General features: G+C 43.0%; 26 protein-coding genes. 15 read left to right on the top strand and 11 right to left on the bottom strand.

Annotation, left to right across the window (positions count from 1 at the left end; translation table 11 throughout):
• Positions 1-355: 355 nt before the first annotated feature.
• Together VCM39_RS18545 and VCM39_RS18540 are read left to right on the top strand one after the other, a co-directional pair.
• Complete coding sequence (locus tag VCM39_RS18545; RefSeq protein WP_322934266.1) at positions 356-1,357, top strand: IS110 family transposase; 1,002 nt, start codon at positions 356-358, stop codon at positions 1,355-1,357.
• 688 nt (positions 1,358-2,045) lie between these two features.
• Positions 2,046-3,899, top strand: a complete 1,854-nt coding sequence (locus VCM39_RS18540; protein WP_221650345.1) for a T9SS type A sorting domain-containing protein — start codon at positions 2,046-2,048, stop codon at positions 3,897-3,899.
• Positions 3,900-3,919: 20 nt separating this feature from the next.
• Here VCM39_RS18540 and VCM39_RS18535 read toward each other — a convergent pair whose 3' ends face one another.
• A complete protein-coding gene (locus tag VCM39_RS18535; protein WP_221650346.1) occupies positions 3,920-5,248 on the bottom strand; it encodes an MATE family efflux transporter in 1,329 nt (442 codons plus the stop codon).
• A gap of 138 nt (positions 5,249-5,386) precedes the next feature.
• On the opposite strand from VCM39_RS18535, the gene VCM39_RS18530 reads away from it, so the two are divergent.
• Positions 5,387-6,067, top strand: coding sequence for a tetratricopeptide repeat protein (locus VCM39_RS18530; RefSeq protein WP_221650347.1), 681 nt, complete (start codon positions 5,387-5,389; stop codon positions 6,065-6,067).
• Positions 6,068-6,102: 35 nt separating this feature from the next.
• Here the strand turns inward: VCM39_RS18530 and VCM39_RS18525 are convergent, their stop codons facing one another.
• From VCM39_RS18525 to VCM39_RS18515, 3 genes are read right to left on the bottom strand one after another with little or no spacing between them, the layout of a single operon-like run.
• Entirely contained in the window at positions 6,103-6,867 is a 765-nt protein-coding gene (locus tag VCM39_RS18525) for a biotin--[acetyl-CoA-carboxylase] ligase (RefSeq protein WP_289297160.1), read from the bottom strand.
• Complete coding sequence (locus VCM39_RS18520) at positions 6,851-7,207, bottom strand: MmcQ/YjbR family DNA-binding protein (RefSeq protein ID WP_221650349.1); 357 nt, start codon at positions 7,205-7,207, stop codon at positions 6,851-6,853. The genes VCM39_RS18525 and VCM39_RS18520 overlap by 17 nt, the downstream gene beginning before the upstream one ends.
• A 4-nt stretch (positions 7,208-7,211) precedes the next feature.
• The gene (locus tag VCM39_RS18515; RefSeq protein ID WP_221650350.1) at positions 7,212-7,577 is read right to left on the bottom strand and encodes a YraN family protein; all 366 of its coding nucleotides are present in this window, start codon (positions 7,575-7,577) and stop codon (positions 7,212-7,214) included.
• 98 nt (positions 7,578-7,675) lie between these two features.
• Here VCM39_RS18515 and VCM39_RS18510 point away from each other — a divergent pair, with 98 nt between their 5' ends.
• Both VCM39_RS18510 and VCM39_RS18505 read left to right on the top strand, forming a co-directional pair.
• Positions 7,676-7,909 (top strand): hypothetical protein, encoded by a 234-nt coding sequence (locus VCM39_RS18510; protein ID WP_002559234.1) that lies wholly within the window; start codon positions 7,676-7,678, stop codon positions 7,907-7,909.
• Between the two features lie 6 nt (positions 7,910-7,915).
• On the top strand, positions 7,916-8,350 hold the full coding sequence (locus VCM39_RS18505) for a nucleoside deaminase (RefSeq protein WP_221650351.1): 435 nt from the start codon (positions 7,916-7,918) through the stop codon (positions 8,348-8,350).
• A 64-nt stretch (positions 8,351-8,414) separates the two neighbouring features.
• Here the strand turns inward: VCM39_RS18505 and VCM39_RS18500 are convergent, their stop codons facing one another.
• The 3 genes from VCM39_RS18500 to VCM39_RS18490 form a co-directional block, all read right to left on the bottom strand.
• Positions 8,415-8,702 (bottom strand): DUF4834 family protein, encoded by a 288-nt coding sequence (locus VCM39_RS18500; protein WP_221650352.1) that lies wholly within the window; start codon positions 8,700-8,702, stop codon positions 8,415-8,417.
• 62 nt (positions 8,703-8,764) lie between these two features.
• Positions 8,765-9,472 carry a CDP-diacylglycerol--serine O-phosphatidyltransferase gene (gene pssA / locus VCM39_RS18495; protein WP_322932854.1) on the bottom strand — a complete coding sequence of 236 codons (708 nt, stop codon included), beginning with the start codon at positions 9,470-9,472 and terminating at the stop codon, positions 8,765-8,767.
• Between the two features lie 12 nt (positions 9,473-9,484).
• Complete coding sequence (locus VCM39_RS18490; protein WP_002559238.1) at positions 9,485-10,171, bottom strand: phosphatidylserine decarboxylase family protein; 687 nt, start codon at positions 10,169-10,171, stop codon at positions 9,485-9,487.
• A gap of 163 nt (positions 10,172-10,334) precedes the next feature.
• On the opposite strand from VCM39_RS18490, the gene dnaE reads away from it, so the two are divergent.
• The 3 genes from dnaE (at position 10,335) to VCM39_RS18475 (ending at position 14,877) form a co-directional block, all read left to right on the top strand.
• The gene (dnaE, locus tag VCM39_RS18485; RefSeq protein WP_323673979.1) at positions 10,335-14,129 is read left to right on the top strand and encodes a DNA polymerase III subunit alpha; all 3,795 of its coding nucleotides are present in this window, start codon (positions 10,335-10,337) and stop codon (positions 14,127-14,129) included.
• A 72-nt stretch (positions 14,130-14,201) separates the two neighbouring features.
• Positions 14,202-14,516 (top strand): thioredoxin, encoded by a 315-nt coding sequence (trxA, locus tag VCM39_RS18480; protein WP_007484014.1) that lies wholly within the window; start codon positions 14,202-14,204, stop codon positions 14,514-14,516.
• A gap of 25 nt (positions 14,517-14,541) precedes the next feature.
• Positions 14,542-14,877 (top strand): hypothetical protein, encoded by a 336-nt coding sequence (locus tag VCM39_RS18475; protein WP_002559241.1) that lies wholly within the window; start codon positions 14,542-14,544, stop codon positions 14,875-14,877.
• Between the two features lie 172 nt (positions 14,878-15,049).
• On the opposite strand, the gene VCM39_RS18470 is transcribed toward VCM39_RS18475, so the two are convergent.
• Positions 15,050-15,781 (bottom strand): RDD family protein, encoded by a 732-nt coding sequence (locus VCM39_RS18470; protein ID WP_025867536.1) that lies wholly within the window; start codon positions 15,779-15,781, stop codon positions 15,050-15,052.
• A gap of 100 nt (positions 15,782-15,881) precedes the next feature.
• On the opposite strand from VCM39_RS18470, the gene VCM39_RS18465 reads away from it, so the two are divergent.
• The 7 genes from VCM39_RS18465 (at position 15,882) to VCM39_RS18435 (ending at position 23,444) form a co-directional block, all read left to right on the top strand.
• Positions 15,882-16,844 (top strand): stage II sporulation protein M, encoded by a 963-nt coding sequence (locus VCM39_RS18465; RefSeq protein WP_195571464.1) that lies wholly within the window; start codon positions 15,882-15,884, stop codon positions 16,842-16,844.
• Positions 16,825-17,760, top strand: coding sequence for a hypothetical protein (locus VCM39_RS18460; protein ID WP_322932852.1), 936 nt, complete (start codon positions 16,825-16,827; stop codon positions 17,758-17,760). Before VCM39_RS18465 ends, VCM39_RS18460 begins: the two co-directional genes overlap by 20 nt.
• Before the next feature lie 10 nt (positions 17,761-17,770).
• Entirely contained in the window at positions 17,771-18,391 is a 621-nt protein-coding gene (locus VCM39_RS18455) for a DUF4129 domain-containing protein (protein WP_322932851.1), read from the top strand.
• On the top strand, positions 18,388-19,713 hold the full coding sequence (locus VCM39_RS18450) for a DUF4350 domain-containing protein (protein ID WP_322932850.1): 1,326 nt from the start codon (positions 18,388-18,390) through the stop codon (positions 19,711-19,713). The genes VCM39_RS18455 and VCM39_RS18450 overlap by 4 nt, the downstream gene beginning before the upstream one ends.
• Positions 19,714-19,732: 19 nt before the next feature.
• Entirely contained in the window at positions 19,733-20,755 is a 1,023-nt protein-coding gene (locus tag VCM39_RS18445; protein WP_407934700.1) for an AAA family ATPase, read from the top strand.
• A 341-nt stretch (positions 20,756-21,096) separates the two neighbouring features.
• Positions 21,097-22,410, top strand: coding sequence for a DUF58 domain-containing protein (locus VCM39_RS18440; RefSeq protein ID WP_322932848.1), 1,314 nt, complete (start codon positions 21,097-21,099; stop codon positions 22,408-22,410).
• 530 nt (positions 22,411-22,940) lie between these two features.
• Entirely contained in the window at positions 22,941-23,444 is a 504-nt protein-coding gene (locus VCM39_RS18435) for a hypothetical protein (RefSeq protein ID WP_289297170.1), read from the top strand.
• Positions 23,445-23,668: 224 nt separating this feature from the next.
• Here the strand turns inward: VCM39_RS18435 and VCM39_RS18430 are convergent, their stop codons facing one another.
• The 3 genes from VCM39_RS18430 to VCM39_RS18420 form a co-directional block, all read right to left on the bottom strand.
• Positions 23,669-23,881, bottom strand: a complete 213-nt coding sequence (locus tag VCM39_RS18430; RefSeq protein ID WP_002559253.1) for an immunity 17 family protein — start codon at positions 23,879-23,881, stop codon at positions 23,669-23,671.
• Positions 23,882-23,886: 5 nt separating this feature from the next.
• Entirely contained in the window at positions 23,887-24,300 is a 414-nt protein-coding gene (gene tsaE, locus VCM39_RS18425; RefSeq protein ID WP_221650360.1) for a tRNA (adenosine(37)-N6)-threonylcarbamoyltransferase complex ATPase subunit type 1 TsaE, read from the bottom strand.
• Positions 24,301-24,661: 361 nt separating this feature from the next.
• The gene (locus VCM39_RS18420; RefSeq protein WP_322932847.1) at positions 24,662-26,236 is read right to left on the bottom strand and encodes a bifunctional response regulator/alkaline phosphatase family protein; all 1,575 of its coding nucleotides are present in this window, start codon (positions 26,234-26,236) and stop codon (positions 24,662-24,664) included.
• Between the last annotated feature and the right edge of the window lie 24 nt (positions 26,237-26,260).

Below are 26,260 nucleotides of genomic sequence, written 5' to 3'. Positions count from 1 at the left end.
GAGTACTTCCCGCACGGGGAGGTACACTAAGCGATGATTTATTGAAACGCAGATGAACGCAGATTTTCGCAAAGAGAAACAAATAGATAATAAAGATCCACAGTCTTTTAATCTGCGTTAATCCTTTAGATTTGCATCATAATAAATAGAGGTTGAAATATTATCTTTGTAGTTAAAACAAGTTAACCAAGGAAAGCAGGTGACCTATTGCGTTATCTAGGCAGAAGTCCTATACGCAGAATTAGTCCTGCTTTCCTTTTCAGTTGAATCGTCCCAATTAGAATTTTAGGTCGTTAGCCTATTAAAGGATTTAGTGAGTTCAACCTATGGTTAACAATAATGGTGCAACAAAATTATGAAAAAGAATTGGTTTATCGGCATTGATGTATCCAAAAAAACATTGGATGTGGTTATTTATGACTCTGCAAAGAAACATGCGGACACTGAGAATTACAAACAGTTATCCAACAGCAAGGAAGGATATGATACCTTACTATCCTGGCTTAAAAAGAAAAAGGCAGCACTTGACCAGATCGTTGTCGGTCTGGAGCATACAGGCACTTACAGTTTTGATTTGCGGCTTTATTTGGAAAAACACCAGATCGATTACTGTACGTTTAACCCTTTGCATCTGAAACGTTCATTAGGTCTGGTTCGTGGCAAAAACGACAAGGTGGATGCCGAAGGGATTGCCTATTTCACCTATCTTCATCGGGAAGAACTTACCTATTCTAAACTTTCAGGAAGTACCGTACTTCGTTTGCAGGACTTGTCGGCTGAGAGGAAGCGCTTTGTCACACAGCAGGCTGAATATAAGGCCTTGTTGACTGACAACAAGGAACGTCCCAGAACAAGTACTCTGCTACGCGCTCAAAATATGGTGGATGTGTTGGAAGGAGAAATTAAAACTGTGGAAGAAGAAATGATTGCACTGGTCGGAAAAGATCCGGCTATTGCAAAAAATTATGAATTGCTGACCGGCATAAAGGGGATTGGAAGTGTCAATGCCATTTCCACCCTCATACACACAAATAACTTTGAAGCGTTTGAAACGGCAAGACAGTATGCCTGTTACTTGGGCATTGCCCCCTTTGAACATACTTCGGGAACCTCAGTCAAGGGGGCCACCAGAGTTTCCCATATAGGGGCAAAACTCTTGAAAGCGGACCTTTCGCAAGCTGCAAAGTCTGCAATTGTATGGGACAAGGAATTGAAAGAATATTATATTCGTAAGACAATGCAGGGAAAAGCTTTTGGAGTGGTATTGAATGCTGTGAAGTTTAAATTGATATGTAGAATGTTTGCAGTTGTCAAAAGAGGAACGCCGTTTGTGGAGTTGAATACATATAAAAGTTAAACAGGCTGCTACACTAGATAGCAACCCATTTAACTTATTTAACTGTTTTTTCTTGCACAAATATTTGCGCAGGTCTTAGAATTCCGCGTTTCATTAAAGATTTAAAACTCCGTGTTCTCTGCGTCCTCTGTGGTGAAATGCACTTAAAACCCTATTAGGTAGTGAATGTTATCGGGCGTATCTTTTTGATATCGGAAGTCCCTCGAAGCAGTATCGTTATCCTTCCCCGGTATTGCACTTTGTCTTTCTCAGAAAGGAACGTTCCTTTTCCCTGTGGGCAGTATTGTTTTACATGTACATCTAAAGCGGTATGACATGCACATGTGGAGCTGCACGACATGCACATCTCGTACTGCTTTACATGTACATCTAAAACAACGTTACATACCGGGGATCAATACGTTACTCTATGAGATAGAACTTTATCAATACCAGAGAAAGAAATAGATGGCAATGGTAGATGGCGCTTTACTCAAAATTGATGGATAATCTGCCAATATACTACTATGTCAATATACAATTGGTATCGTTGTAGCGTTGAAAGGCATTGATGTATTGGCGTATCAGCAAATTATTTAAATTAATCTCACCGATAATTTTGAGATAATCTTAATAGTATTTGGAATAATGCTGCAAAGCAATATAGGAGATATTACCTTTCTTTGCAGAGGTCGAAATATTAATTATTATGAGAAACAATACAAAATTACTTTCTTTAGGAATTGCCTTTACATTGTGTACAGGAGTACTTCAAGCTCAGGAACCCTGGCAGTCAAAACTATTGAAGATGAGCGATGATGGTTCGCTTACCTATGTGCGGGATGCCGACGGGTTTGTTTTGCCAGATTTCAGTCAGGCGGGTTATAAGAACGGGGAACCTATTCCGGTGATCGATTTGCCCGACCGGACAGAGACCATTAGCCCTCTTCCGGATGCTTCAGCAGATAATACGGCACACATACAGGCTGCTATTAATAAGGTAGGGGCTTATACACCCGATGGAAATGGTATACGTGGGGTAGTGCTACTTAAAGCGGGACGATATAATGTAGACGGAACGATTAATATGACTTATCCCGGAGTGATCTTACGCGGTGAAGGCAACTGTTATGCAACGACAGACTCTACAGTGCTTTTTGGAAGAAATGCCAAAGAGAAAGCGAAACGATTGATATTGATGGGAAACAGTTCGGCACATAACTGGGGGAATGGTTCGGGAAGCAACCGTACGAATGTTACCACGGAGAAAGTGATGCCGGGAGATTATAGTTTGGAAGTGGCAGATGCAAGTGCATACAAACCAGGCGATCTTATTTGCGTGAAGTACCCTACAACGGAAGCCTGGCTGGAGGCTGTGTGGTATGGTGGAAATTCGAACCGGAACACCGATGCTTCTATGAAATGGAAGGCAAAGGACGTAGATATGTCCTATCACCGCTATGTGACGAAGGTGGAAGGGAATACCATCACACTGGATGCTCCGCTGTTTTATACACTTGACAAGACGTATTCACAAGCTTATATTTATAAGATAAATAATGCTACAACCATACGTCATAATATAGGTATAGAGAATCTGCATATCTCTTTTGAACGCACACCGAGTAGTTCTAAAGTTAATGCCGATCAGAACTGTATTTACATGAGTTCATTGGAAAACAGTTGGGTGAAGGGAGTATCACTGACCGGATTCATCCATGCAGGAATTAAAATAACTTCTACTACACGTAGTACGATAGAAGATTGTTACTCTATCGACCCGTCGGGATTGTGTACCGGAGGGACTTATTATAATTTTGAAACGTATCATCGTTCCCAATTAGTACTGCTTAAAAACTGCTATGGACGTAACGGACGCCATCATTATCTGTCTAATGGGTGTGCTACAGTAAGTGGTATCGTAGTTCAGAATTTCCGTTCGGAGCTTTCATTGGCATCTTCCGAAGGACACCGGCTTTGGTCGCAGGGAATTTTGTTTGACAACTGGAAAGAAGTAGGTACGGTGAAAAATAATGCAGGTAAAATAGGCATGTTCCTACGTGATAATATGGGTAGCGGACATGGTTGGGGAGGAACCAACAGTGTATTCTGGAATTGCGATGTGCAACAGGGGATGATTTATCTGGATAAAGTACCTACCGGACAGAACTATGCGATTGGTTGTACGGCAAATACTATCCGTAAATACCGTAATACGAGTGTATATACTACCGGATACATAGAAGGACAAAAGAAAAAAGGTTTGCAGCCGCAGTCACTTTACGATGCGCAGTTGGCAGCTCGTAAGAAAGCTACAGGGATAACTATCGCAAAAAACGGTGAACAGCAACCACGTGTATCGGCAGAAAAAGGAAGAGTGGTGATTTCTTCGGAGGATATGGGGCACGTGAATATATATAATGTAAATGGTACGCAGTTGCAATCATTTGCCGTCACTACCGGGGAGGTTGTCAAGAGCCATGTGTTGACTTCAGGTGTCTATGTGGTAAATGTTCAGATAAAAGGTGGGGCGGATTATACTACGAAAGTTTATGTAGAATAAGGGCTCCGGAGCATGTGTGGTTAAGTATCCGGGATATTATTCAGAATCTTTTTCGACAAAAACGCCTGTATAACTCCCCGGAGGAAAAGGTAGACCAGAAAAGCCAGCCATAGAGCATGATTTCCCATTTGGGCGTGGAAAACATAATAGGTAACGAAGAAACTTACGGAAGCCACAAGCATCGAGGCAAGCATTTGCCGGGTGGCTGTGGCTCCGATAAAGATACCATCCCACAAAAAAGCGGAGAAACCAGCCAGAGGGATGGCAAGTACCCAATAGAAATAGTTGCCTGCTTCGTCGATCACTGTAGGCTCATTGGTAAGTAGTTCGAGAAAAGACTTGCCTCCGATAGCATAGAGTAGCGTAAAGACAACTGAAAGTCCTATACCCCAATTGAACAATTGGCGTACTGTCTGATGTAGTGCTATCCGGTTACGGGCACCAATGTATTTACCGGCCAATGCTTCTCCGGCATAGGCAAATCCATCCATAATATAGGAAAAGAGGGTGAATAACTGCATCAGAAGCGTGTTTACAGCAAGTACAATTTCACCTTGTGCTGCTCCGGCCGAGGTGAAATAGATGGTGACAATCACCAGGCAGAGTGTACGAAAGAATATGTCCCGGTTTACAGAAAAAAAACGGGACATTGCCTGCCCTTGCCAGATTCCTTTTAAAGTGATACGTTTTCGCAACGGTTTATAATAATATATCCATAACAGAAGTGCCATGAAGAAACCGGCATATTGGGCAATGAGAGTACCAAGGGCAACACCTTCCACTTTCATCTTCAGCAGGTAAACAAAACTTAGGCTGGCTACAATATTTACTATGTTTTGCGTAATGGCGATATACATAGGAAATCGGGAGTTCTGCATGCCGATAAACCATCCGGCGAAGCCATAAAGTCCGAGCATGGCAGGTGCTCCCCATATGCAGATACGAAAATAGAGAGTAGCGAGTTCTTGTACCTCCCGACTGGTTTTAATAAAGGTAAAGGCCGTTTTCTGGATGGGATATTGAAGTAATAACAGGCAAAAGGCGATAAATAACCCTACACCAACAGAACGTAGTAACAGACGGGTTACTTCGTCCAGATCTCGCTTTCCGTAAGCTTGTGAGGTCATTCCGCTTGTACCCATGCGCAGAAACCCAAAAATCCAATAAATGATATTGAACAGCAGACCACCTACCGCAATCGCTCCGATATAAGCAGGTGCCCCCAGATGCCCCACAATCGTGACGTCAATCAATCCCAGCAATGGGACTGTAATATTGGAAATGATAGAGGGTATCGCAATCTCAAGGATGCGCCTGTTTCCGTTATTGATCGATCTCTTTTTGCTCATTCTGAAGACAAAGTTAGATTAAAAAATATATATCATGAAATTTAACTGAACAATAACTCTATTTAATTGGTTCGTACTTACAAAATGAGAATAAAACGTTATCTTTGCAAGGTGCTTAACTAAATAAGTATTAATGAAATGAGAGCCTTAACTTTACTTTTTACTTTTTTGATTTCTTTTCCGTTTGCACTTTCGGCACAGGTTGCCGGAGATGTGTTGCAGAAGGTTTCGGAAGCGATGGCTGCCGAACAATGGGAGCAGGCTGTCAGCTTGTTCCGTCAGGCTATTCAACTTAATGCTGATAAGTCTGAGATGTTTTATTGGACAAGTGTAGACAAGAATAGCAATGTCAGTGCTAAAATGGCTCAGGAGTTGACGCTTCATTATAAAAATGCACGAAACTACGATAAGGCTTATTTGTTTTGTAAAGAGCTTCTTCAAAAGTTCCCTAATGATATAAAGTGGCTTTTGACTTGTGCAGAGACAGAAGTATGCAGAGGGAAAGAAGAAGAGGCTTTACAGACCTATCAGAAAGTGCTCTCGCTGGATGCAAATAATCTGGCTGCTAATATCTTTGTCGGTAATTATTATTATCTGAAAGCTGAACAGGAGAAGCAGCAGTTGATACGTGATTATAAGAAAATTAATTCTCCCACCCGTATGCAGTATGCTCGTTACAAGGATGGGTTGAGCCGGCTTATGACTGAAAGATATGGTAAGGCGAAAGAATATCTGCAGAACGTAGTCCGCCAGTTTCCATCAACAGAGGTTATGAAAACGCTGGAGAAAATAAGGAAACTGGAAGTTGAAATGAAGTAAGCGGAGCGGGCAGAGAGATTCTTGTTAGCAGCTTATTATATGTCATATTGTACCTCTTTGAATAGATAGGTTCGTTCCGTTCCGATCTGATCTTCAAGAATAAGCCGTCCGTCCGGTTCTACACGTAGAAGGCGGGCCAGAAACTTTCCATTGGCATCGGTGTATCGGTGAAATCCATCTTTACGGAAAAGAGATCCGGCATATCGGTCGGCTATGAGAGTGTTTACACTTTCGTTCTCTGTTTGCAGTAACGCATAGTAGTCTTTTATCCGTCTCATGGTAGAAGCTAATATCTGTTCAGGGCTGTAAGATTGTCCTGTGATTTGTTTTAAAGATACCGGGTTGGGAGCCGGACTGGTAAATGCTTCCTGGTTGATATTGATTCCAATACCCGCAATGCTCCGGCTGATATGAGTTCCTGTCAGATCATTCTCGATAAGCATGCCGCAAATCTTCTTATCTTTCCAGTAAATATCGTTCGGCCATTTGATGGAGACATCAGAAACATGTGTGTCCAGCTCTTCTTTGATGGCCAAAGAGATAATCTGGGAGAGCAGGAATTGTTTGCGGGCTTTCAGGAAGGCAGGATAGAGTACAAAGCTGAACATAAGGTTTTGTCCCCTCTCAGATTCCCAGCTATTCCCACGTTGTCCTCTCCCCGAGGTTTGGAAGTCTGTGGTAACAGTTGTCAACTCTCCGACACACTGTTTGTTACAGATCTCATTCAGGTATTTATTAGTTGACTCTGTCTCTTCCAGATAAATCAGAGACACGGGAAATGATTCAGGGAAGTGCATCATATTCGGCACGCAATTTTTTGGTAAACTTTTTTAAAACTTCTTCGTAAGAATGGTCTATCAGATGTTCTATCAGACGATCGTCTGCATCCTGGTCAAAGCAGACACTGTTCCAGTATTTCTTATTAAAATGATAAGCCCCATTAACTGCAGAATAACGCTCACGAAGCTCGATTGCATATTCCGGGTCACACTTTAGAGAAATACTATTAGTTCCCTCCAGATCGATCAGAGCAAACATTTTATCCATCACTTTCATTACGAGTGATACATCATCAAAAGGTAAACATTCTGTTACTCCTTTCTTGCTTATACAATATTCTCTTGCTTTTTCTACATTCATACGCTCAAAATATGGGCGGATAAAACGCCTCTTTTATATGTTCTATTTTAAAATCTCCTGCTTTTCCTACAACTGTGATAATATCGAAACGTACCGGTACATCAAGCTGAAAAATCCTGATATAAGTATCTGCCGCTTTTACGGTATGCTTGATTTTCTGCACAGTAACGGCCTCTTCGGGTTGCATGATATTTGCATCACTACGGGTCTTAACTTCCACTACAATAAGTTCATTGTCTTTGGCTGCCACAATGTCAAGTTCAAGATGTCCTTTTCGCCAGTTACGATGACGAATGATATACTCATTCTTTTCCAGATAGGCCACAGCGGCATCTTCTCCGGCTTTTCCTAATTCATTGTGTGAAGCCATAGATTTAGCAGTTAAAATTCGGAATTTGGCAGTTAATATGCAAAAATACTCTTTTTATTCTTTGTTTTTACAGAAGTAAAAGTAATTTTGCAGAGAATATGGGAAAGAGAGCTAAAAAAGGCCTTAAGATGCATGTTGAACTCACTAAACGTGAGCGGCGAATGAGCATTTTACTAAGCGAAGATGAACAATTGATTGTGGATCGTTATCTGGAGAAATATAAGATAACGAATAAATCACGTTGGCTTCGTGAGACGATTCTCATGTTTATTCATAAAAATATGGAGGAGGATTATCCTACTCTTTTTGGTGAACACGATATGAGGCGTTGAAACCCTATGCTGGACGATACTTATTTTATGAAACAAGCGCTCATAGAGGCGCAAAAGGCTGCCGACAGAGGTGAAGTGCCTGTGGGGGCTGTGGTTGTTTGTAAAGAGCGGATTATTGGTCGTGCTCACAACCTCACTGAAACCCTGAATGATGTAACTGCCCATGCCGAAATGCAGGCAATCACTGCTGCTGCCAATGTTCTTGGTGGTAAATATCTGAATGAATGTACGTTATATGTTACAGTGGAACCATGCGTCATGTGTGCCGGAGCCATTGCCTGGGCACAGACAGGAAAACTTGTTTTCGGAGCAGAAGATGAGAAACGTGGTTATCAAAAGTATGCTGCACAAGCATTGCATCCCAAGACAATAGTGGTAAAAGGTGTATTGGCCGATGAATGTGCTGCTTTGATGAAAGAGTTCTTTGCGGCAAAAAGGTGAATAATATGCCAATTATGCTGCGCTATCATCCGCATGGTAATTGGCACATTGGCATATTAGCACATTATTCCTTTATTTCTTCAAAATCAACGTATTCCCCCTCATCTTTAGCGAATATCTTTTTGTGTCTCCGGGGTTGAAAATCATCTTCTGTTACGCTTTCCTCCTCTTGTTCTCTTCTTTGGGAGTTTTGTTGTTGCTGTCTTTCGTTCGTAGTGGTATAAGTACGTGTGCTGGATGTAGAACGACGTCCGAAGCCAAAAAGGGCTCGCAAGATACTTCCTACAATTGAAACGCCAATAACGAGGACGGCTATTATTAGAATAAAAAAGAATCCAAGAAGATTAAACATGAGCTATTAGTTTTATACGTTGTTTGAAACTGATAGTACAACAAACGTGCCAAAAGGAATGTTTATCTATTTTTTCTTGTAAAAAGTGAAAGTATGATATACCACAAGATGATTGCCGCAAATCCACTGATGCCTAAGAAGACCAACAAGGGAATGCATACGATTAAAAAGATAAAACTAACTTTATTGTCTTTCCAGGATAAACTCTTGAATTTGAGAGAGAACATGGGAATCTCTGATACCAATAGCCATGAAAAAAGCATGACTAATAGCAGGATATATACAGGATGGCAACTTTCGGATACCAGAAAGTCATGGGCACCATAAATCAAAGCACCCCAGAATAATGCATTAGCCGGAACCGGCAAGCCAATAAAAGAGCTGGTTTGGCGAGTATCGTTATTGAATTTAGCCAATCGTAAGCCTGAAAAAACAGAGATAAGAAAAGCAGCATATGGCAGATAGGGAGCAATCACTTCGATATTTGCCGGATAGTGCATTTCTCTTAATAGTGAAAAGATAACGAATGAAGGGGCTACACCAAAGCTTATATCATCGGCAAGCGAATCAAGGTCTTTTCCGATAGGAGAGTGTGCATTGAGAGTACGTGCCAACATGCCATCAAAGAAATCAAAAACAGCACTTAATATAATAAAAGTAAGAGCCAGGTCATAACGTGCTTCGAAAGCCATGACAGAGGCAATACAACCGGAAAAAAGGTTCAGGCAGGTTACTGTATTGGGTATATAGTTCTTTAGGGCATTTGTCATTGTGACAGTTTTTTATTTCAGTTTGGCGATAACCGTCTGGTTACCGGTGGTTAATTGTCCCATAGTAACACAAACTTCTGTGCCCAATGGGAGATATACATCTACACGGGAACCAAATTTGATAAATCCCATATGTTCGTCAATATAGCATTCTTCACCTACTTCTGCGTAAGTGACGATACGGCGGGCTAATGCTCCGGCAATTTGGCGTGCCATAATTTCCACTCCTTCCGGAGTTTCAATAACTACCGTTGAACGTTCGTTCTCTGTACTGGCTTTTGGCAACCAGGCTTTCAAGAACTTGCCATTGTGATGGGCTACCTTCTTTACGGTTCCATCCACCGGATACCAGTTGGCATGTACATTCAGTACACTCATGAAGATAGATATCATGAGACGACGGTCATGGAAGTATTCGTGTTCGTCTACCTCTTCAATAACCACAATCTTTCCATCAGCCGGCGCAACAACAATCTTCTCGGTTTCTCCTCCGAAAAGACGCTTTGGACAACGGAAGAAGTTTACCATCAATCCGTAGACAATGATACTGGCCAAAGCCACCAGATAAAATGGTATTTTACAGTCTATTCCCCAGTAAAGAGCCGCATTAATTAACAGTAGAAAGATGATACCTCCCCACAGAATATGAGTACCTTCACGGTGAATACGTATTTTTTTTAATTTCTTTAGTCTGCCCATGTGCACTGTTTAATGATAATTGTCTGCAAAAATATAGTTAATTTAAAAATCCAGCAAGTAAATGAGCATAGAAATACAAATGTTGATAACTTTTTGGGCATTATTTTTGTTAGTAACCCCAGAGATTGTAATTTTATGGCTTAAAATCATCAACCTATTCATTATGCAGGATTTCGTTCACTTACATGTTCATACCCAATATTCTCTTTTAGATGGTCAGGCCAGCGTCAGTGCTTTGGTAGATAAAGCCATGAAAAATGGGATGAAGGGAATTGCCGTAACCGATCATGGAAATATGTTCGGTATCAAGGAATTTACTAACTATGTCAATAAGAAAAATGGTGGACCAAAGGGAGAGATAAAAGAGCAGAAAAAACGTATTGCTGCCATCGAATCCGGTAAAGTGGAATGCGAAGATAAAGAAGCGGAAATTGCTGCTTGTAAAGCTAAAATAGCTGAAGCCGAAGCAAAACTGTTTAAGCCCGTCATTGGCTGTGAGATGTATGTGGCTCGTCGTACTATGGATAAAAAAGAGGGAAAGCCGGATCAGAGCGGTTACCACTTAATAGTACTGGCGAAGAATGAAAAAGGTTATCATAATCTTATAAAGCTGGTATCACATGCCTGGACTAACGGATATTATATGCGTCCGCGTACCGACCGGAATGAGCTGGAGAAATATCACGAAGGCTTGATTGTGTGCTCAGCCTGTTTGGGTGGCGAAGTGCCTAAAAAGATAACGCAGGGTTTGCTGGATGAGGCCGAGGAAGCCATCCAATGGTACAAGAACCTCTTTGGAGAAGATTATTATCTGGAACTTCAACGACACAAGGCTACTGTTCCTCGCGCCAATCATGAAGCGTATCCATTGCAGGTGAATGTAAACAGTCACCTCATCGAATATTCTAAAAAGTATAATGTTAAGCTGATTTGCTCTAACGACGTTCATTTCGTGGAGGAAGCACATGCGGAAGCACATGACCGTCTTATTTGTTTGAGTACGGGTAAAGATCTGGATGATCCGAAGCGTATGCTTTACACCAAACAAGAATGGATGAAAACGCGTGAAGAGATGAATGAGCTCTTTGCTGATGTTCCTGAGGCTTTGAGTAATACGCTTGAGATTCTCGATAAAGTGGAGTACTACTCCATTGACCATGCTCCTATCATGCCCACTTTTGCCATTCCCGAAGAGTTCGGAACGGAAGAAGGGTATCGGCAGAAATATACAGAGAAAGATCTTTTCGACGAATTTACGCAGGACGAAAATGGAAATGTAGTACTGAGTGAAGACGCGGCCCTGGATAAGATAAAGCGATTAGGTGGGTACGACAAATTGTATCGTATTAAGCTTGAAGCGGATTATCTGAAGAAGCTGACATTTGACGGAGCGAAGAAATTCTATGGAGATCCTTTAAGCCCGGAGATAAAAGAGCGGCTTGTGTTTGAGTTGCATATTATGAAGACGATGGGTTTTCCGGGTTACTTCTTGATTGTACAGGACTTTATTGCAGCAGGACGCAGTATGGGAGTCTCTATTGGTCCGGGACGTGGATCGGCTGCCGGTTCGGCTGTAGCATATTGTTTGCAGATTACGAAGATTGACCCGATCCGGTATGACTTGCTGTTTGAACGTTTTCTGAATCCGGATCGTATTTCACTGCCGGATATTGATATTGACTTTGACGATGACGGTCGTGGCGAAGTACTTCGGTGGGTAACAGAAAAGTATGGGCATGAGAAGGTGGCACATATCATTACATATGGTACGATGGCCACAAAGCTGGCAATTAAAGATGTAGCGCGCGTTCAGAAACTGCCTTTGTCCGAATCGGACCGTCTGGCAAAGCTCGTTCCCGATAAAATCCCTGAAAAGAAATTAAACCTGCGTAATGCTATCGATTATGTACCCGAACTGCAAGCAGCCGAGGCGTCGCCTGATCCGTTGGTACGTGATACCTTGAAGTATGCTTTAATGCTGGAGGGTAATGTGCGCGGTACGGGAGTACATGCTTGTGGTACGATCATCTGTCGTGATGATATCACCGATTGGGTACCGGTAAGTACCGCCGATGATAAGGAAACGGGCGAGAAGATGCTCGTAACCCAGTATGAAGGTTCGGTGATTGAAGATACCGGATTGATTAAGATGGACTTCCTTGGATTGAAGACTTTATCTATTATTAAGGAAGCTGTTGAGAATATCCGGTTAAGTAGAAATTTTGAACTGGACATTGATACGATTTCTATTGAGGATCCTGCTACTTATAAATTATATAGTGACGGACGAACCATCGGTACGTTCCAGTTTGAATCTGCGGGGATGCAGAAATATCTACGTGAGTTGCAACCTTCTACTTTTGAGGACCTGATTGCCATGAATGCTCTTTATCGACCGGGTCCAATGGATTATATTCCTGATTTTATCGACCGTAAACATGGGCGTAAGCCGATTGAATATGACATTCCTGTTATGGAGAAATACCTGAAGGATACTTATGGTATTACTGTGTATCAGGAACAGGTGATGCTCTTGTCTCGTTTGCTGGCCGACTTTACCCGCGGTGAGTCCGATGCATTGCGTAAAGCGATGGGTAAAAAGTTGCGTGATAAGTTGGATCATATGAAGCCGAAGTTTATTGAGGGCGGACGGAAAAACGGACATGACCCAAAGGTGCTTGAGAAGATCTGGACCGACTGGGAGAAGTTTGCTTCGTATGCGTTTAATAAATCGCATGCTACCTGTTATTCATGGGTGGCTTATCAGACTGCTTATTTGAAGGCGAACTATCCTTCGGAGTATATGGCTGCCGTTATGAGCCGAAGTTTGTCTAACATTACTGATATCACAAAGCTGATGGATGAGTGTAAGGCGATGGGAATACAGGTACTTGGTCCGGATGTGAACGAAAGTAATCTCAAATTTACGGTAAACAAGCAGGGTGATATTCGCTTTGGATTAGGAGCCGTGAAAGGAGTAGGAGAGTCGGCTGTACAAAGTATAATCGAAGAGCGCCGGACAAACGGTCCGTTTAAGGGCATTTTCGATTTTGTACAGCGTGTCAATCTGAATGCTTGCAATAAGAAGAATATGGAGTGCCTGGCATTGTCGGGTGGATTTGATAGTTTTCCTGAGCTGAAGCGTGAGCAGTTTTTTGCTGTAAATTCAAAAGGAGAAGTATTCCTTGAAACGCTGATGCGTTATGGTAACCGTTATCAGGCAGATAAGGCTGCAGCGGTGAATTCACTGTTTGGAGGAGAAAACGTGATTGATATTGCTACTCCTGAAATTCTTCCTGCTGAACGTTGGGGAGATTTGGAACGTTTGAACAGGGAAAGAGACCTGGTAGGCATTTATCTTTCTGCACATCCGCTGGACGAATATGCTATTGTGCTCGATCATGTTTGTAATACACATATGGCTGAGCTTGAAGATAAGTCAGCACTCGCCGGGCGTGAGATAACAATGGGAGGAATAGTGACCAGTGTGCGTAGAGGGATCAGTAAGAATGGTAATCCATATGGTATTGCCAAGATAGAAGATTACTCCGGTTCGGCAGAGTTGCCGTTTTGGGGGAATGACTGGGTTACCTATCAGGGGTATCTGGGTGAAGGAACTTTCCTTTTCATTAAAGCCCGTTGCCAACCCAAACAGTGGCGTCCCGAGGAATTGGATATTAAAATCACTTCCATGGAACTACTCCCTGATGTGAAGGAGAAACTGGTTGAAAAGATAACAATTCTGATACCGTTGTCTGTTTTGAATTCAGCTATGATTGCCGAACTGTCTTCACTGACGAAAGATCATCCCGGGAATACCGAGCTCTATTTTAAAGTGACAGACAGGGATGAAAAGATGCATGTTGATTTGATATCCCGTCCGGTAAAACTATCTGTAGGGAAAGAATTAATCTCCTATTTAAAAGAACGACCCGAACTTGAGTTTCGGATAAATTAAGTATATTTGCACCGTAGCATTGGAGGCTATAAACTTCCGGCTACCAATTTCTAACTATTAACTTTTAAAATTATGGCTTTAGCAATTACTGACAGCAACTATAAGGAAATTCTTGCAGAAGGGAAACCGGTTGTTGTTGACTTTTGGGCCCCTTGGTGTGGTCCTTGTAAGATGGTAGGTCCTATCATCGACGAATTGGCAACAGAGTTTGAAGGACAGGTCATTATCGGCAAATGTGATGTCGATGAAAATAGTGACATGGCCGCAGAATATGGTATTCGCAATATTCCTACTGTTCTTTTCTTTAAGAACGGAGAAATTGTGGATAAGCAGGTAGGTGCTGTGGGCAAACCTGTTTTTGTAGAGAAAGTGAAGAACTTATTATAAGCTTTCAACTTAACAAATTAAGATTATGGGACTGGAAGACGATTTTTTACTCGCTGATGCCGATGACGAAAAGACCATCGAGTTCATCAAAAATTATTTGCCTCAGGAATTGAAGGAAAAGTTCTCGGATGATGAGCTTTACTATTTTCTTGATCTGATTGATGAATATTACTCAGAAAGTGGTATTCTGGATGCACAACCCGATGAAGATGGCTTTATTGACATTGATTTGGAAAAGGTGGTGGACTACATCGTGAAGGAGGCTAAAAAGGATGAAATGGGTGAATTTGATCCTGAAGAAATGCTGTTTGTAGTTCAGGGAGAAATGGAATATGGAAACTCTCTGGGACAAGTGGAGTAATTCGTCTCCGGATTTTCTACAGTGAAACCCCGTTAAAGTTCTGATAAAGCTATTACCAGATAACTTTAGAAGGAAACGCAGATTAACGCAAATTATCGCAGATCAGAACTTGATCTTTGCGATATATTTGCGTTAATCTGCGTTTTTATGATGGCTGAGTTTACTTGTGGAGTTATATTTCTTCCAGTGCATAATACTGGTAATCTCTCAATAATGTTTGCAGGAATTTCTCGTCGTTCCCTTCCGTTTGCTTAATGGATAACAGGGAGCGAACTTTTTCTGCCAGTAACCTGACACGACGCGGGCGGTCTTTTTTGCCCGATGCCAGTGTTTTGGTTATTACATTGACCTGTTCCAGAGATAAGTCGGCGGCCGATACATACACCGGGTGATAACCTTTGGTCAGATAATCATATTCGTCAAGGCTGACTTGTATTTTCCGGTAGTTCTTTTCTTTTATTACCATAGTGCCGGCGGCAAGGTCGCCCAGACGTTGGTGATTCTTGGTGAGCAGAATGAAAATGACCCCTAAACCTCCTGTAATCGGTAAGTCTATGGGGAATAGTAACCACCGGAGTAAATAAGAACTAAGGCTTGGTGTTGATCCATCCGCCTTGACTACCCGTATATTGAGAAGCCGCTTTCCTAAACTCTGCCCACGATTGAATATTTCACAAAGGAGCGAATAAGTAAGAATCGGCGCATAGATAATCAGGAAAAAGAAGAAAACGGAGAAACCGGAAAAGGCATGTACATTGAGGTAAGCTAACGTGAGGCTAAGCCCTACTGCATATATAAATAAAAAGGTATAATCGATCAGCAGAGCAAGCATACGCTCGCCAAGACTCGCAGGCGTTTGGCTGATGCGTACGAACTGTCCTGTAATAATGGTGGATTCTGCCATTTCTTTTTAAACATTTTTGTGATTCCGTTGCAAATATATCATATTTCTCTTACTTTTGCTTCGGATTCGGACAAAACTTCTATCCGGACTCCCCTAAACAATGAAAGAAGTTACGTTTATCCGCCGGAACATTGAAAAATGGAAAGAGACAGAGAAGGTTGTGGAGAAAGCTGACAAGCTTAATCCGGACCGGCTTGCCGACGCATATACGGAACTGACTGCCGATCTGGCTTTTGCCCAGACACATTATCCTTCTTCGCGTATCACTATTTATCTTAATAATCTGGCTTCAGCCCTCCACAATGTGATCTACCGTAATAAACGGGAGAAGTGGACGCGTATCATTACTTTCTGGACGCGCGAAGTGCCTCAGACTATGCACGATGCCCGTAAGGAGCTGTTGGTGTCTTTTCTTATCTTTGCTGCCAGTGTGGTTATCGGTATTATCTCTGCCTGGAACGATCCGGATTTTGTACGGCTGATACTGGGTAATGGCTATGTAGATATGACACTTGAAAACATTGCCAACGGTCAGCCGATGGCAGTATATAATGGTTCGGAAGAGATGCCGATGTTTCTGGGTATTACGCTGAACAATATCATGGTATCTTTCAACTGCTTTGCTATGGGTTTGCTCACAAGTTTCGGTACCGGCTACATGCTTCTTTCCAATGGAATCATGTTGGGAGCTTTTCAGACTTTCTTTTATGGAGAAGGGTTGTTGGCCGAATCCATGCTTGCAATCTGGCTGCATGGAACGCTTGAAATATGGGCTATTATCGTGGCGGGAGCTGCTGGGTTGGCTTTGGGAAATGGCTGGCTTTTTCCGGGGACTTACTCCCGTGCAGAGTCTTTCCGCCGTGGTGCGAAGCGGGGATTGAAAATAGTGATAGGTACAGTTCCTGTGTTTATTATGGCGGGGTTTATTGAAGGGTTTCTCACCCGTCATACCGAGTTCCCTACAGTGTTGAGGTTAGGTATTATTCTTCTTTCACTTGCATTTATCATATTTTATTATATTTATTTACCAAACAGAAAGTCATATGGAGTCACAGAAAGCTAGAATTGTATTGTATGCGAAGCGTACCTTTGGAGAGAAGATGAACGCCTCGTTCGATTTTATAAAGGAGAACTGGAAGCCTTTGTTTAAGTTTACAACTTACCTTCTATTGCCTTTATGCCTTGTGCAGGCATTAAGTTTGAATGGTTTGATGGGCAGCACCATGAGTCTTTCCTCCAACATACAAGCTGGTAGCAGTAATCCGTTTGCTATATTCGGGGCGATGTTTTGGGTAAATTACGGATTGACCATTCTTTGTTATATGATTGGTGTGATTCTGCTTACCGCACTGGTTTATACATTGATGAGGACTTATAATGAGCGCGAAGAACGCCTCGAAGGTATTACTCTTTCTGTCTTGCGTCCTTTACTGATGAAGAATATGGGCAGGATGCTGAAGCTGACTTTATTCTTTTTCATGTTGTACCTTGTTACTTTGGCAATAATAATAGGGCTGGTTGTATTGACTCCATTTACTTTGATTATCACGATCCCTTTGTTGATAGCTTGTGGCATTCCCATGGGACTGTTTGCTGCGATCTATCTGTTTGAAAACGTGAGTATCGTAACAGCTTTCCAAAAGACGTTTCGTTTAGGGTTTGCCACTTGGGGAGGAGTCTTTCTCATTATGTTGATTATGAGTTTCATTGCCAGTATTCTGCAAGGTATTACTATGTTACCCTGGTATGTGGCTACGATCGTGAAATATTTCTTTGCCATGAGTGAAGGGGGCAATGTAGTTACTGTATCTCCACTCTATAGCTTTTTCCTTTATCTGTTGGGTATTTTGCAGACCTTTGGTACCTATTTGTCAATGATCTTCTCACTTATTGGTCTGGCCTATCAGTATGGCCATGCTTCGGAAGTGGTGGATAGTGTTTCTGTAGAAGAGGATATTGATAACTTCGACAAGCTCTGATTTTCTTTGGATGACTGCACCTGCCGATACTTTAGTTTATGATACCGCAACCGTTGCTATTTGGCAAAGTGGTTCTGAGTACGACTATAACCGTGAATTACAGACCCCCGAGGTCGATCTGATCGGGTGGCTTAATTTGTGGTTAGGGAAGCTGTTGCAGAAAATATTTGGAAGTAAGTTTGCCGAGCAGTATACTGAGATTGTGCTGGCGGGCTTATTTATACTTATAGTACTGTTGTTGATCTGGTTCCTATACAAAAAACGTCCGGAACTCTTTATGCGTTCGGGAAAGAAGTTGGCCTATCATGTCGAAGAAGACACCATTTACGGGATCGATTTTGAGAAGGAGATAAGTGCAGCTATGTTGCACAATGAGTACCGGGAAGCGGTGCGCTTGCTTTACCTGCAGACACTGAAACAATTGAGTGATGCTGAAAAGATAGATTGGCAACCTTATAAAACTCCGACGGAATATACTTATGAATTAAAGGCAAATGCATTGCGGACTCCTTTTCGCGAACTGACCAACCGTTTCCTCCGGGTGCGGTATGGTAATTTTGAGGCAACCGAAGTACTTTTTCATGAGATGCAGACTTTGCAGAGAGAAATCATGAAAGGAGGCATGTCATGAAAACCAGCCATTGGTTTACTCTTATTATAGTCGTCCTTCTGGCAATAATGTTTCTGGTAGAATACAATTTGCCCAAGAAGTTTGTCTGGAATCCTACTTTCAGCCAGAACGACTATCAACCTTTCGGATGTGCCATTTTTGATGATGTGGTGGCTGACTCCTGGCCTAAAGACTATTACTGCAATGACTGGACTTTCTATAACTTCGCGAATGATACGACAGGCGAACCACTGGCAATACTTGCTGTGGCCCAGAACTTCCGCTTTACAAAAACCGACAGGAAGGCAATCATGAGTCTTGCCGAGAGAGGAAACAAGGTGATACTGGCAGCTACTGCTTTCTCTTTGTCGGACACATTGGGATATGATATGACGTACACCTGGTTCCGTCCGTCCGAACTGAAAAAGTCCGTCAGTGAGTTCAATCGCCGTGATACACTTTATTGGTTGCCTGACTCTGTGAATCCTTACCCGGAAGCGAAGTTTGAGTTTTATTCCCATCTCTGCAATGTATACTTCACAGAGTACGATTCACTTTCCATCCCGTTGGTGAGAAGAGAGTGCAGTGCTGCGTCCAGGACTGGAGATTCGATCACTTTGTCTCTTAATGACGAGATACGGAAAGCGTTGAAAGATTCTTTGCCTCAATCACAGGATTCAGCACGATTGGCTGTCAATCTACCCTGTGGTCCGGTAGCTATTCGTCGGCCGGTGGGAAAGGGAGAAATCATTCTTATTTCCACTCCCTTGCTGTTTACCAACTACGGGATGCTGGATGGAAACAATGCCGCTTATATTTTCCGTCTGCTTTCTTTGGCAAAAGACTTGCCTTTGTATCGCACGGAAGCCTATACCAAAGCTGAATATGAACAGCAATCGCCGTTCCGGTATTTCCTGTCTCAGACGGCTCTTCGCTGGGGATTGTACCTTACCATGTTTACCATTCTGCTTTTTATGATATTCACTGCACGGCGGCGTCAAAGGCCGATACCTGTTATCCGCCAGCCGGAGAATAAGACGTTGGAGTTTACCGAGTTGATCGGTACACTCTATTTCCAGAAGAAAGAGCATGGCGACCTCGTTCGTAAGAAGTTCACTTATTTTGCTGAGGCCTTGCGGCGCGAAATACAGATAGACATAGAAGATGATAGCAATGATACGGTCCTTTGCCGCAAGATAGCGGGCAAGACGGGATTGGAAGAGGAGAAGATTGCCAAACTGTTTGCCAGACTTCGCCCCATTGTCCGGGGAGAGCGGGAAGCTTGGGAACAAGAGATGAAAGACTATATAGATGGTATGAATGAAATATTGAATCGGATATAACAGATAGATTATGAATGATATGAATGAACCTTTAGCAGAAGTTACACCTCCTGCCCTTCCTTCGGAAGAAGTACAGAGCGAGGCTCCACGTACTGATCTGACTCTTTTTGGAGAGAAAATAGAAGCTCTTAAGTCACAGATTGCTTCTGTCATAGTGGGGCAGGAACATACTGTAGACTTGGTACTTACAGCCATTCTTGCCAATGGGCATGTACTGATAGAAGGAGTGCCCGGTGTAGCAAAAACATTGCTTGCCCGCCTGACCGCCCGCCTGATTGATGCTGACTTTAGCCGCATTCAGTTCACTCCTGACCTTATGCCGAGTGATGTGTTGGGGACTACAGTTTTCAACATGAAAACAAATGAGTTCGATTTTCATCGCGGCCCTGTGTTTGCCGATATGATACTTGTGGACGAAATAAACCGTGCTCCTGCCAAGACGCAATCCGCCCTCTTTGAAGTGATGGAAGAGCGTCAGGTGAGTATTGACGGCACTACTTACCGGATGGGAGAACTTTACACGATCCTCGCCACCCAGAACCCTGTGGAGCAGGAAGGAACGTATAAGCTTCCCGAAGCCCAACTGGACCGCTTTCTGATGAAGATAACCATGGATTATCCATCCTTGGAAGAGGAAGTCGATATCTTGGAACGTCATCATACAAATGCCACCTTAGTGAAGTTGGAAGATATCCGTGCGGTAATTACCCGTGATGAACTTCTTACACTTCGTCGCCTGATGGATCGGGTATTTGTAGATCGTACATTGTTGCAGTATATCGCTCTTATTGTACAGCAGACCCGCACCAGTAAAGCCGTTTATTTAGGAGCTTCGCCTCGTGCTTCGGTGGCTATGTTACAATCTTCCAAAGCCTATGCTCTGTTGCAAGGACGTGACTTCGTAACCCCGGAAGATATTAAATTTGTTGCTCCCTACGTGCTTCAGCATCGTCTTATCCTGACGGCCGAAGCGGAAATGGAGGGCTACTCTCCGGTCAAAGTAACGCAACGACTTATTGATAAGGTGGAAGTTCCGAAATAAGCTGACAGCTTATTTAATTGACAGTTGACAATTGACAATTGACAGTGAGCTGCGCTGTTATGCTGCATAGTAGTTTTCTTTAGCCTTTAGCCTTCGGCTTTATAAGCTCTCAGCTTTCAACCCTAAACTAAATTGTTGATAGTTTAAAGTCATTATACAGCATAACAGCGCAGCTCACTTTCAATTTTCAACTTCCAATTTTCAACTAAATAAGCTTTCAACTAAGTAATCTTTCACCCCTAAACTAAATCATTAACACTTTAAAGTCATCATACAGCATAACAGCGCAGCTCACTTTCAATTTTCAACTTTCAATTTTCAATTAAAAATCGTAGTTCCCTATGTTATTCCTATCTCGTCGCTTTTATATGTTTTCCATTCTTGTTATTCTGTTGCTATGCGGAGGATACCTGTTTGGTTCTTTGTTCCTGTTGGGACAGATAACATTGCTTTTGCTTGCTCTGGCAGTGGTGGCAGACGTTTTTCTTCTTTATCGTACGAAGGGTATCGAGGCTTCCCGCGCGTGTACCGACCGCTTTTCTAATGGTGATAACAATGAGGTTAAATTAAGAGTGGAGAGCCGTTATCCGTTCCCGGTCCATCTGTCGGTAATAGATGAAGTGCCTGTGATCTTTCAGCAGCGTGATATTTGTTTCAAGCTTTCCCTTGATAGCGGACAGGCAAAAACGATTGTTTACTATCTGCGTCCCAACCATCGCGGTGTATATGATTTCGGAATGATTCGTGTGTTTGCCTCTACCCGCCTGGGGTTGATAGAGCGTCGTCTGTCCTGCGGTAAACAGCAGAAGATAAAAGTATATCCTTCTTATCTGATGCTTCATCGTTATGAACTGCTTGCTATGAGCGATAATCTTACGGAATTGGGTATCAAGAAGATCCGGAGAGTAGGACATCAGACTGAATTTGAGCAGATAAAAGAGTATGTGAAAGGGGACGATTACCGTACTATCAACTGGAAAGCCAGTGCCCGGCGGCATCAACTGATGGTGAATGTATACCAGGACGAGCGTTCGCAGCAGATATACAATGTGATTGATAAGGGACGCGTCATGCAGCAAGCCTTTCAGGGAGTGACATTGCTGGATTATGCTATCAATGCCTCTCTTGTGCTCTCTTATGTTGCCATGCGCAAGGATGATAAAGCCGGACTGGTTACTTTTAATGAGCATTTCGATACGTTTGTTCCTGCCTCCAAACAGGCGGGGCAGATGCAGACCTTGCTTGAAAGTTTGTATGCACAGGAGACGACGTTTGGAGAAACGGACTTCTCGGCCCTTTGTGTGCATTTGGCCAAACATGTAAACAAACGGAGCCTGTTGGTGCTCTATACCAACTTCGGCAGTCTTGGCAGTATGAACCGTCAATTGGCTTATTTGCAGCAGCTTTCCCGGCAGCATCGTTTGCTGGTAGTGTTTTTTGAAGATGCTGATCTGAAAGAGTATATCTCGAAGAAACCGGTAGATACCGAAGGGTATTACCGGCAAGTTATTGCCGAAAAGTTTGCGTATGAGAAGCGTCTCATTGTTACTACGTTAAAACAGAACGGCATCTATTCCGTACTCACTACCCCCGATAAGTTATCTATTGATGTGCTCAATAAATATTTAGAGATGAAATCCAGGCAACTTATTTAAGACACTCCACAGAAAAAGATTGAAAAAACAGGAAAACAAATAGGAAGAAATCTTAATCTTATTAAAAGAATCGTTATATTTGCGATTGACATAACCTTCGTCTGTCTTCCTTTAAGATTTATCCCTATTATCGGAAATGATACACATATGTCACTGATCAAGACGCCTCTGTAATTATCAGATATGATATACGTATGTATCTGAAACTAATGCACTTACGCCTACGATAAATAGTTCCTTGATGTCACCCGTTATGACACACTGATGTCACCTGTTATGACACACTGATGTCACCGGGTATGACATTACTGATGTCACCGGGTATGACATTACTGATGTCACTGAGCATGACATACTGATGTCACTGAACATGACATTAACGGTGTCACTAAGCACGATATTATTGATATCATAAAGTCTGACATTATTGGTGTCATAAAGTATGACATCAGTGTATTTCTGAAAGCAGAACAACTGTGCCATTTAATATGCCGCACAGACATTATAAACAATTAAAAAGCAGACAAGTTATGCAGAAATTCAATCTTGTGAAGAAGGGAAATCCAGCAAAGCCGGATGTACCTAAAAAGTGGTATGCTGTCCCTCAAACTCGGGAAGCACAAAGTGTTAAAGCAATGACCCGTTCGGCCACAGAGAACACCAGTACTGCTCCCATCGAAATGGAAGCTGCGCTGGATTTATTAGGGAAATATGCCAGCGAACAGCTCTTGCAGGGCCATACCGTAAAAGTAGGTGACCTTGGGACACTGCGCATTACCTTCAAAAGTGATGGAGTGGAAAATATCAACGATTTTAATGCCGGGGTGATGATTAAAAATCCCCGTATCCTGTTCACTCCCTCCAAAGAGTTCAGACAGAACATTATCCAGCAACTCAAATATCAGAACGGAGGTGTGCTGGAAGAAGGTGTAAACTATGCCTCACTGACCGATTACCGCAAGGCAAAGGGGATTTCGTCCGGTGGTAGCGGCTCCGAAGGCGGTGAAGGCGAAGGGGAGGATCCTTCGGTATAATAGCTTGCCGGAATGTGACGCTGAGCTTCACGAGGTGGGATTATTAAAAAGCAGATAAACGTAGATTTCCGAAGATAAGAGACGAGGATGCAATATGCTAAAATCATCTTCTTATAGATGGAAATCTACGTTTATCTGCTTTTTTTATCTACTGCCATCTCTGTTTTCGATCTACTGCCACTTCCTAAAGCCCGGTACTACTCCTGTGGCAAATTCTCCTCTGATTATCTCAGTGACCGGAAGAAGTAGATGGCCATCCCGATCAGTAGCAATCCGAGTGCTCCGTACACAAGTCGTGCACGGGAGCGTCCTATCCGTCGTACTACAGCCTGGGCATTGTGTGCGGTAAAGAACCATCCCCAGTTGAGCACTGCGGCAAGCAATGAAAGGATGCCTGCAAGGGCAAACAGTCCCAGAATAAAATAATGCGGTGTCATCGGTATTAAAGAATAATTTTCCGGCTGCCGTCTTCCAGTTCTTCTATCGTCACCTTTACAGCATCGCCCGGCAGAAGCTCTTCCACCAGTTCCGGCCATTCGATAAAACAGAGGGCACCACTATAAAAGTAATCCTCGTAACCCATATCATATACTTCACTCAGCTTCTTGATACGGTAGAAGTCGAAATGATAAATCAGTTCTCCGTTCTCATCCGAACGATATTCGTTGACAATAGCAAATGTAGGGGAAGTAATCACATCCGAAACACCCAATTCCTCACAAAGAGCTTTTACAAAGGTTGTTTTTCCTGCTCCCATCTTTCCGTAGAGGGCAAACACGGTATTATCACCCATCGCAGTAATGAACTCGCGGGCGGCTTCGTGTATCTGATCTAATGATTCAATTTTTATTTCCATAAAGTTATTGATGATTTACTATTTGACGATTTACTATTTACTATTTACTATTTGGCTGCGCTGTACTAAGCAGGACTTCAGATTTAGTCTATATTATGACAACATTCTGTTGAAACGCAAATGATCGCAGATTTTCGCAGATTAAATGGCTGCGCTATACTATTTACTATTTGACGATTTACTATTTACTATTTGGCTGCGCTGTACTATTTACTATTTGACTACTTACTCTTCTCTTACTGCTATCACCGCCTGTCGAACCTCCCCGTGCGGGAAGCACCGCTTGGCGAACCTCCCCATGTGGGAAGCATCGGGAAGCACCGGGAAGCACCGCCTGGCGCACCTCCCCGCGCGGGAAGCGCTATTTGGGTTTTAGGGTGATGAGGGGGATGATCATTTCTTCCATGGAGATACCTCCGTGCTGGAAGGTATTGGTGTAATATGACACATAGTAGTTGAAGTTGTTCGGATAGGCCAGGAAGTCGTGTCCACTGGCAAAGATGTACTTCGTGCTGACGTTAGGTGATGGCAGCAAAGCATCTGCCGGGCGGCTGATCTCAAATACCTGTTTCGGGTTATAGGACATATTCCGTGATAGCTTATAACGCAGATTCGTATTAATCTCTCCGTTATTGGCCTGTACTTTGATCGGATTGTCTACGCGGATGCTACCGTGGTCCGTGGTGACAACTACACGCACCTTTCGTGCTGCCAGTTCTTTAAGCAGGTCGCGTACCGGCGAATGGCGGAACCAGGATAGTGTAAGACTACGGTATGCAGCCTCTGTCGAAGCCAGTTCACGTATCATTTTACTCTCCGTACGTGTGTGACTTAACATGTCTATAAAGTTGAATACTACCACATTCAAGTCATTCTGCATCAGTTGTGGAAGTTGACCCACAAGACGTTCTCCGGCAGACGCATCGTTTATCTTATGATAAGAAAAGGTGTGCTGCCGACGGAAACGGTCGAAACAAGTCTGTATCAGCGGAGCCTCGTTGAGGTTTTTACTTTCCTCCTCATCCTCGTCCACCCACAGGTCGGGAAACATGCGTGCGATCTGATCCGGCATCAATCCGGAGAAGATAGCATTACGGGCATACTGCGTGGCAGTGGGCAGGATACTGAAATAGAGCTGTTCCTCGAAAGTAAAAAGCTCGGATAGCTCACTGGCAACTACGCGCCACTGATCATAGCGGAAGTTGTCCAACACAAGGAAAAACACTTTCTCCCCCTGATCCAGCAGAGGAAAGATGGTACGTTTCATCAAGTCCGGACTCATCATGGGAGCTTCCTGCACAGCATTTCCTTTGCGTGTGGGATCCATCGTTTTCATCCAGTCGATATAGTTTTTCTTGATGAACTTGGTAAAGGCCGTGTTTGCTTCCGTTTTCTGCATGGAAAGCATTTCGCTCATAGGGCTGTCACTGGCTTCCAGTTCCAGCTCCCAGTATACGAGGCGGCGATAAAGCTCCACCCAATCATCGGCAGTGAGAGAGTCATTGATCTGCATACCTATCTTACCGAAGTTCTGCTGATAGGCTGTTTGCGCTACTTCGGAAACAATGTCACGGCGGTGCAGATTCTTCTTTAACGAAAGAAGTATCTGATTGGGGTTGACGGGTTTGATCAGGTAATCGGCTATCTTGCTACCGATAGCCATATCCATGATATCTTCTTCTTCGCTTTTGGTTATCATGATAACAGGTACGGTCGGAGAGATATCTTTGATCTGTGCCAGCGTTTCAAGGCCACTGATGCCGGGCATATTCTCATCAAGGAAGATGAGATCATAGTCCGTTTCACGGCAACGGTCGAGGGCATCCTGTCCGTTACTGACGGTATGTACCTCGTAGCCTTTCGACTCGAGGAAAAGGATATGGGGACGGAGAAGGTCTATCTCGTCGTCTACCCAGAGTAATCGGTCATTCTTCATCTTGATATTTACTATTTAGCTATT

It is taken from the genome of Bacteroides mucinivorans, assembly GCF_034654355.2.
Taxonomy (GTDB): domain Bacteria; phylum Bacteroidota; class Bacteroidia; order Bacteroidales; family Bacteroidaceae; genus Bacteroides; species Bacteroides nordii.
Note: the sequence above shows the minus strand (reverse complement) of the source record. Positions and strands in the feature narration are given on the sequence as shown.